This window comes from Amycolatopsis sp. NPDC033938, from assembly GCF_055575975.1.
Genome location: NZ_JBVIRO010000013.1, coordinates 105,123 through 112,595, shown reverse-complemented (window position 1 = coordinate 112,595; position 7,473 = coordinate 105,123). Strand labels below are relative to the sequence as shown.

Genomic DNA, 7,473 nt, shown 5'->3' with positions numbered 1-7,473 from the left:
ACCGCCAGTGGGGTGTCCTACTTGAGCGTTATGATTGGTTCGGCGTGGGGTCGTTAGTGGCATTGTGGTTTAAAACCCTATTTGCCACACACGACCCCTGGCCCAAAACCGAACGAATCGCCCAAGTCGGACAACCTTCTTCAGCGAAGCGTCCCTTGTGGACACTGGGGGCGCGGCCCGGCTTCCGTCAGCCGGTCCGGGCTCGCTCCGGGACACGCCACATTTGCCTTACCCCTCATATAGAACGCGTTTCGTCCTCTAAATGCTCTCTTTCTTCGCCCGGCTCGGCGCGACCCGAGGCGGCTCGTTGGGCATCTTCGGGTAGACGGGCGGCCATGGCGCGTCCATGAGCCCGTTCTCCATGTCCTTCCCGGACATCTCCAGCAGTGGCTCGATCGACTGCGGTTTCGTTTCCGCCCAAGGGTCTCCGCGTTCGGCGAGGCGAGCGGGCACAGTGGACAGCGTGAGCTTGTCCGGCTCGACGGTCTCCAGTTCGTCCCAGCCGATCGGCGTCGACACCTGCCCGCCGACCCGCGGCCGCACACACCACGCGCCGAACACCGTCTTGTGCGGCGCGTTCTGGTTGAAGTCGACGAACACCCGCGAGCCGCGTTCTTCCTTCCACCACTGCGCCGTCATCTCCTCCGGATGACGGCGCTCCAGTTCGCGGGCGAGCGCGACGGCGGCGGCACGGACCTCATAGCCGTCCCATTTCGGTTCCAGCGGCACGTAGAGATGCAGGCCGCGCGAACCCGACGTCTTCAGCTGCGCGGTGATGCCCAGTTCCCCGAGCAACGCCTTCGTCAAGACCGCACCGCGGCGCAACTCGGGAAAACCGATCCCGGGCGACGGGTCGAGGTCGATCCGCAACTGGTCGCTGATGTCCGGCGCGTCGGCCCGGTTCGGCCAGACGTGGAAACCGAGGCAGCCCTGGTTGACCGCCCAGATGACATGCGCGAGGTCCTTCGCCACGAGCGCGTCCGAAGTGGTCCCGTTCGGAGTGGACACCACCGTCGTGGTCAGCCACTCGGGCGCGTTCTTCGGGACCCGCTTCTGGAACCACGACTTCCCGCCCGCGCCGTCGGGATAGCGCTCCAGCAGCAGCGGCCGTCCGCCGAGTTGTGCCAGCAGCGGCACGGAAACCGCGCGGTAGTACTCGACGAGGTCCAATTTGGTCTCGCCGTTCTCCGGGAAGTAGACCTTGCCCGGATTGGACACCGTGAACTCGACGCCGTCGAGGTCCAGCGTGACCGGTTCCGACTTCATGTTTCCCCCAGCTCGGTGAACATCGTCGCCAGTTCGGCGGGCGGGACCTCTTCCAGCTGCGCGTAGGTACAGGAGGCCGGATCGCGGTCGGGACGGAAGCGCACGAGCCTGCCGCCGTGGCGGAACCGTGTTCCCTCCACATGCTCGTAGCGGACCTCGGCGACCCATTCGATGCGGAGCGGCTCCCAGCTCAGATCTTTCTTCGGCGCCCACCGGCTGCCCGCGCCGGGCATCCGGCCGCCCGCCTCCTCGTGGGCCTCGACCCACTCACGCCAGGGGTGGTTCTCCAGCGCGTTCTCCCGCAGTGGCGCGAGTTCGTCCACCAGTTCACGGCGCCTCGCGGCGGTGAAGCTGCTGGCCACCCCCACATGGTGCAGAACGCCTTCGTCGTTGTAGAGCCCGAGCAGCAGGGACCCGACGCCGACGCCGTCCTTGTGCCACCGGAACCCGGCGACGACGCAGTCCGCGGTCCGCTGGTGCTTGACCTTCCACATCACCCGCTTGTCCTGTTCGTACGGCGCGTCGGCGGGTTTGGCCATCACGCCGTCGAAGCCCGCGCCCTCGAAGCGGGTGAACCAGTCCTGTGCGACGCCGGGGTCCTCGGACAGCGGCGTGAGATGGACACGGGCGAACTTCGTGTCGACGACGCTTTCGAGCAGCTTGCGCCGCTCCCCGAACGGCTCCGGTGTGAGATCGCGGTCGCCGAGGGCGAGCAAATCGAACACCACGAAACTGGTCGGCGTCTCCGCGGCCAGTTTGGTCACCCGGGACGCCGCCGGATGCAGCCGCAACTGAAGCGCCTCGAAATCGAGTCCGCCCTCGGTGACCAGCACGATCTCGCCGTCGACGACGCAGCGCTCGGGCAGCGCGTCCTTGAGCAGGTCGACCAGCTCCGGGAAGTACCTCGTCAGCGGCCTGTCGTTGCGTGAGCCCAGCACGACCTCGTCACCGTCGCGGAAGACCACGCAGCGGAAGCCGTCCCACTTCGGCTCGTACAGCAGCCCCGGCGTGCGCGGCAGTTCGTGCACGGCCTTGGCCAGCATCGGCTTCACGGGTGGCATCACGGGCAGTTCCACGAAGCGATCCTAGGCCGGGCCACCGACAAAAGCTCCCGGAACGGAAGACGTCAAAGCTCCGCAAGCAGGAGACCGCTGCGTGGTTTCGGCGTGAAATAGGTGGCCTTCCTCGGCATCCTCAGCCCGGCCGCGTGCACGGCGAGCACCTCCGCGTACGGGACCGGGGCCAGCAGCAGTACCGCGTCCGCGTCTCCGGGCACCGGCGCGCCCGGCAGCAACGGCCGCACACCCGGCCCCTCCGGATCGACGCCGAGGGCTCCGCGGAGCAGCTCCTGCTCGACGACGGCGTGGTCGCCACCCGCCCTGCCGAGCACCACCCGGAACGCCGACTCCCCCGCCAGCACGGTCACCTCACCGGCCTCGGACGGCGGTTCCGGCGAGCCGGGGTGGACGTCGAACCCCGCCTCCGTCCACCGCCGGACCAGCGTGGCGGCGTCGAGACCGGTGCCGGCGAGCACCCGGTGGATGGGTCCGATCCGCAGTCCCGGCCCCCCGGTGACCAGCGCCAGCAGCGCGCCGCGCCCCGACGCCGCGGCGGCCGCGACCCGGTGGTTGCCGTCCGCGACCAGGAGGTCCATCTCCGCCAAGGCCGCCAGCAGTTCGTCTTGACCGTCTCCGGGACCGGTGAGCAGGAGTTCGTGCTTCCGGCCCGCTCCGTCCACTGTGGACAAGGCGGGCACCTGCCCCCGGCAGATCCGTTCGATCAACGCGGTCAGCTCGCGGCCGCCGGTCGCGGGGACCAGCATCGCGGCGCTGGTCGCGACGCCGAGCCCGGCGAGCATCGCGGCCCGCTCCGCGACGACGTCCGGGTAGACGTCCTCGGTGTGCCGGACCCGGGTCATCCCGTCGTCCCGGACCGCGGCCGGGTCGACCAGACAGAGCACGCCCAGCGCGACGCCGTCCGGCCCGTCGATGCGGTAGGGCGCGACGACGGCCGACACGGGGCGATAGTGCTGCTCCCGGATGCGCTCGAACGTGGCTCTGGCCTGCGGCAGCGCCTCTTCCATCGAGAGGCCGCCCGCCAACGCGGCCGGGGTCCTGGCCGGGTGCTGGACCGCCAGCAGGCTGTCACCCCGGGCCCCGGCGAGCGCGGCGACCACCCGGTCCGGGTCGGCGAACTCGTCGACGTCGGGCCCGGGGACGGTGTCGCGGACAACCCAGCCACGGGCGATCGGGCGGATCCAGGTGCTCATCCGATCCATTTTGCGGGATAGCTCACGGAAAAAATCGGTCCCATGACCGGGTGTCTCCATGGAATGCTTACCCATGCGAAGTAGTTGACGCCTTTCATGGACGCGAGGAGATCGCCACAGATGACCACCCCGGCCCCGGTCACCGCGAAGGAAGGGGTCGGTTTCCGCTCCGAACGCGGCCCCGTCCTGATCGCCGTGATGCTGTGTTCCGGCCTGATCGCGCTGGACTCGACCATCATCGCGACGGCGGTGCCCTCGGTGGTCGCCGATCTCGGCGGTTTCTCGCAGTTCCCGTGGCTGTTCTCGATCTACCTGCTGACCCAGGCGGTCACCGTGCCGCTGTACGGCAAGTTCGCCGATCTCTTCGGCAGGCGGCCGGTGATGTTCTTCGGGATCGCGGCGTTCCTGCTCGGTTCGGTGCTCTGCGGCGCGGCATGGAGCATGCCGGTGCTGATCGCCGCCCGCGCGGTGCAGGGCATCGGCGCGGGCGCCATCCAGCCGATCGCGCTGACCATGGTCGGCGACATGTACACGGTCGAGGAACGCGCGCGGGTGCAGGGCTATCTCGCCAGCGTCTGGGCGATCTCGTCGGTGGTCGGGCCGACGCTGGGCGGGGTGTTCGCCGAGTACCTCGACTGGCGCTGGATCTTCTTCATCAACCTGCCGCTCGGGGCGCTGGCGGCGTGGATGCTGTTCCGGAACTTCAGCGAGCGTGTCGAACGCCGCTCGCACCGCATCGACTACCTGGGCGCCACGCTGCTCACGCTCGGCTGTTCGCTGCTGATCCTCGGCCTGCTGGAGGGCGGGGTCGCCTGGGGCTGGGCGTCCGCGCCGAGCCTGGCGATCTTCGCCGCGGCGGTGGTGCTGCTGGTGTCGTTCGTGCTCGTGGAACGCAAGGCCGAGGAGCCGGTGCTGCCGCTGTGGATCTTCACCAAACGGACCTTGATCGGCGGGAACCTGATCGCCGTCGTCGTCGGCATGCTGCTGATGGGGCTCACCTCGTACCTGCCGACCTACGCGCAAGGCGTGCTCGGCACCGGCGCGCTCGTCGCCGGATTCGCGCTGGCGGCGCTGACCGTCGGCTGGCCGATCTCGGCGTCACTCGCCGGGCGGGTCTACATGCGGATCGGCTTCCGTGACACCGCGCTGATCGGCAGCGGGATCGTCATCACCGGCGCCGCCATCACCGTGTTCCTGGCGGCTGGTTCGTCGATCTGGCTGGCCGCCGGTGCCGCGTTCGTCCTCGGGCTCGGGCTGGGCCTGGCGTCGAGTCCGACGCTGATCGCCGTGCAGTCCACCATCGGCTGGGAACGCCGCGGCGTCGTCACCGCGACCAACATGTTCAGCCGCTCGCTGGGCAGCGCCGTCGGCGTGGCGATGTTCGGCGCGATCGCGAACGCCACCCTGGCGAACCGCTTCGCGAACCCGCCCGCCGGGGTCGTCGGCCTGCCGTCCGGGGTCGACGCGACCAGCGTCGTACTGGAAGGCAAGAGCGAGCCGACGCCGACGACGACGTTCGTGCGTGACGCCCTCGCGGACGCCACACACCACGTCTTCCTGACGATGCTGGTGGTCGCCGTGCTCAGCGTCGGCGCGCTGCTGCTGATGCCGAGGCGGACCGAAGAGCTGAAGTTCGACTAGTTCTGCATCGGGACGGCGTGCTCGACGAAGTTCTCGACGAACCGCTCGAGCGGCTCCGGACCGGCCGGATAGAGCACGAACTTGCTGAGCCCGGCGTCGATGTACTCGGCGACCAGATCGCGGGCGGCGCGCCAGCTGCCCGCGATCAGCCGGGACGGGTCGGCGTCGGAGCGTGCCGCGACCGAGGCCGCGAGCGCGTCCGGGATCCCGTCCTCGGCCACGATGAGGCTGATCCCGAAGTGGTCGGCCTCGACCTCGCGGCCCGCTTCGGCAGCGGCCTTCTGGATCGCCTCGCGGCCGGCGCGGGCTTCCTCCGGGGTGATGAAGCTGGCCAGCCAGCCGTCCGCGAGCCTGCCGACCCGCCGCAGCGCGCCCGGTGCCTTTCCGCCGAGCCAGAGGTCGAGCCGCTTGACCGGCCGCATGCCGAGCCCGGCACCCTCGACGCGGAAGAACTCGCCCTCGAAGGTCACTTCCTCGTGTTCCAGCAACGCCCTGATCAGCCGCAACGACTCGTCGAACACCGCGGCGCGGCGGCCTTGCGGCACCGGGAAGAGCGGGAGTTCCGCCTCGCGCGCGGGCTTCAGGCCGAAGACCGGGAGGACCCTTTTCGGCGCCAGCGCGGCGAGTGAGGCGAGCTGTTTGGCGACCAGGACGGGGTCACGACCGGGCAGCACCATCACGCCGGTGCCGACCTTCAGCTTCGCGGTGCGGGCGAGCGCGTGCGTCAGCCCGACGACCGGGTCGATCCTCGGCGAGTACACCGCCTCGGGCAGCCACAGCGAATCGATGCCGGTCCGCTCCAGGAGGTCGACCGCGGCACCGAACTCCTCCGGCGCCGTCCCGGTCCCCAGCCCGACGCCGAGCCGGATCTTCAGCTCCTCCGCCACCCTCGCTCCCTTCCGCCGGGCCCTGGGCGGGCCGGGATCCAAGTTCTCGTGAGCTCTCCACACAACCATGGACTCATCCAGCGAATTCCCCGTACATTTCGATGGTGCGGGGGCCGTTCCCGCGCGGATTGGGGGATTCTCATGGCGGTACCGGCTTTGCGCGCCTGGACACGACGCTTCCACCCGGCACCGGACGCCGGGACGCGGCTCGTCGTGTTCCCGCACGCGGGAGGGTCGGCGAGCGGCTACCGCGCGCTGTCCGCGGCGCTTTCGCCCACGGTCGAGGTGCACACCGTCCAGTACCCGGGCAGGCAGGACCGTCTCGGCGAGCCGGTCATCGACGATCTGAACCTTCTCGCCGAGCGGCTGGTGGACGTCGTTTCGGAGATTCCGAAGCCGTTCGCCCTGTTCGGGCACAGCATGGGCGCCAGTGTCGCCTTCGAGGTCGCACGGCGGCTCGAAACCCGTGGCATCGTCCCGGCGGCGCTGTTCGTCTCGGCCCGCCGCGGTCCGGGCGTGCACAAGGAGAAAATGCACCACCTCGCCGACGACGACACCTTCATCGCCGAGGTGAAGCTGCTCGGCGGCACGAACGCGATGGTCCTCGACGACCCGGACATCCGCGACCTCGTCCTGCCCGCGCTGCGCGGCGACTACAAGGCCATCGAGACCTACCGTTACCGGCCAGGGCCCGACGTGACCTGCCCGATCGTGGCGCTCACCGGGAACGCGGATCCGGTCCTGACCACGCCCGACGTCGAGAACTGGCGCGAGCACACCACCGGCCCGTTCGAGATGGAGGTCTTCGAGGGCGGTCACTTCTATCTCGACGACCATCTGGACGCCGTCGTCGCCAGGATCATCGGCACGCTGACCGTCAGTCCCTGACACCTCAGGCCCAGGCGGACAACTCCTTGGCCAGCGCGGACGGTCCGACGGCGGTACGCAGCGTCGGCGGACCGGGCCAGCAGTCCTGATGGTCCCCGGTGCGCAGCGTCTCGGCGAAACGGGCCACCCGCCGCGGTTGCGGCGCCACCGTCCGGCCACCGAGGTAGCCGACGACGACGTGGTGATCGTCCCCCGACTGCGTCGCGACGGCCGCCGACCAGCCGTGCTCCTCGTGCCACAACAGGTCGAGGTCACGCTCGGGGAAGCCGGGAAGCCGCCAGTTCAGCCTCATGCTGGCGGTGACCGGGCCGGTGAGGTCGGCCGTGCACGAATCCATCCGTATCCCCAAGGCCGAAGCCACATCCTCCAGATACGCGTTCAGCCTGGTCGTCAGATCCAGACCTGCTTCCGAGGGGGCGGGGGTCGAGGTGGTCACGGGCCCTCATCTTCCTGTCATCTCCACTTGGCGTGACAGGAATTACCCACCCGGACGCGGCTTCACACCCTCATTTCGTCACACCC

The 7,473-nt window shown here is 69.5% G+C and carries 7 protein-coding genes; 2 read left to right on the top strand and 5 right to left on the bottom strand.

Annotated features, from left to right (window positions below):
• Positions 1–258: 258 nt before the first annotated feature.
• Genes ligD through ACZ5ZX_RS28470 form a run of 3 tightly spaced genes read right to left on the bottom strand, consistent with a single transcriptional unit; the run spans position 259 to position 3,544 of the window.
• Positions 259–1,266 (bottom strand): non-homologous end-joining DNA ligase, encoded by a 1,008-nt coding sequence (gene ligD / locus ACZ5ZX_RS28480; protein ID WP_465505042.1) that lies wholly within the window; start codon positions 1,264–1,266, stop codon positions 259–261.
• A complete protein-coding gene (locus ACZ5ZX_RS28475) occupies positions 1,263–2,342 on the bottom strand; it encodes an ATP-dependent DNA ligase (protein ID WP_465505041.1) in 1,080 nt (359 codons plus the stop codon). Before ACZ5ZX_RS28475 ends, ligD begins: the two co-directional genes overlap by 4 nt.
• 50 nt (positions 2,343–2,392) lie before the next feature.
• On the bottom strand, positions 2,393–3,544 hold the full coding sequence (locus ACZ5ZX_RS28470; RefSeq protein WP_465505040.1) for a DUF1015 family protein: 1,152 nt from the start codon (positions 3,542–3,544) through the stop codon (positions 2,393–2,395).
• Positions 3,545–3,655: 111 nt separating this feature from the next.
• On the opposite strand from ACZ5ZX_RS28470, the gene ACZ5ZX_RS28465 reads away from it, so the two are divergent.
• Entirely contained in the window at positions 3,656–5,176 is a 1,521-nt protein-coding gene (locus tag ACZ5ZX_RS28465; RefSeq protein ID WP_465505039.1) for an MDR family MFS transporter, read from the top strand.
• Here ACZ5ZX_RS28465 and ACZ5ZX_RS28460 read toward each other — a convergent pair.
• Positions 5,173–6,063: a TIGR03854 family LLM class F420-dependent oxidoreductase gene (locus ACZ5ZX_RS28460; RefSeq protein ID WP_465505038.1), complete on the bottom strand. Its 891-nt coding sequence runs from the start codon at positions 6,061–6,063 to the stop codon at positions 5,173–5,175. The genes ACZ5ZX_RS28465 and ACZ5ZX_RS28460 overlap by 4 nt on opposite strands.
• A 141-nt stretch (positions 6,064–6,204) precedes the next feature.
• On the opposite strand from ACZ5ZX_RS28460, the gene ACZ5ZX_RS28455 reads away from it, so the two are divergent.
• The gene (locus tag ACZ5ZX_RS28455; RefSeq protein ID WP_465505037.1) at positions 6,205–6,951 is read left to right on the top strand and encodes a thioesterase II family protein; all 747 of its coding nucleotides are present in this window, start codon (positions 6,205–6,207) and stop codon (positions 6,949–6,951) included.
• A 4-nt stretch (positions 6,952–6,955) separates the two neighbouring features.
• Here the strand turns inward: ACZ5ZX_RS28455 and ACZ5ZX_RS28450 are convergent, their stop codons facing one another.
• Positions 6,956–7,387: a DUF6292 family protein gene (locus ACZ5ZX_RS28450; RefSeq protein ID WP_465505036.1), complete on the bottom strand. Its 432-nt coding sequence runs from the start codon at positions 7,385–7,387 to the stop codon at positions 6,956–6,958.
• Between the last annotated feature and the right edge of the window lie 86 nt (positions 7,388–7,473).

Bases quoted from the DNA above. Each gene is read 5' to 3' on its own strand.
- ligD (WP_465505042.1), bottom strand. From the start codon at position 1,266: ATGAAGTCGGAACCGGTCACGCTGGACCTCGACGGCGTCGAGTTCACG.
- ACZ5ZX_RS28470 (WP_465505040.1), bottom strand. From the start codon at position 3,544: ATGGATCGGATGAGCACCTGGATCCGCCCGATCGCCCGTGGCTGGGTT.
- ACZ5ZX_RS28465 (WP_465505039.1), top strand. From the start codon at position 3,656: ATGACCACCCCGGCCCCGGTCACCGCGAAGGAAGGGGTCGGTTTCCGC.
- ACZ5ZX_RS28455 (WP_465505037.1), top strand. From the start codon at position 6,205: ATGGCGGTACCGGCTTTGCGCGCCTGGACACGACGCTTCCACCCGGCA.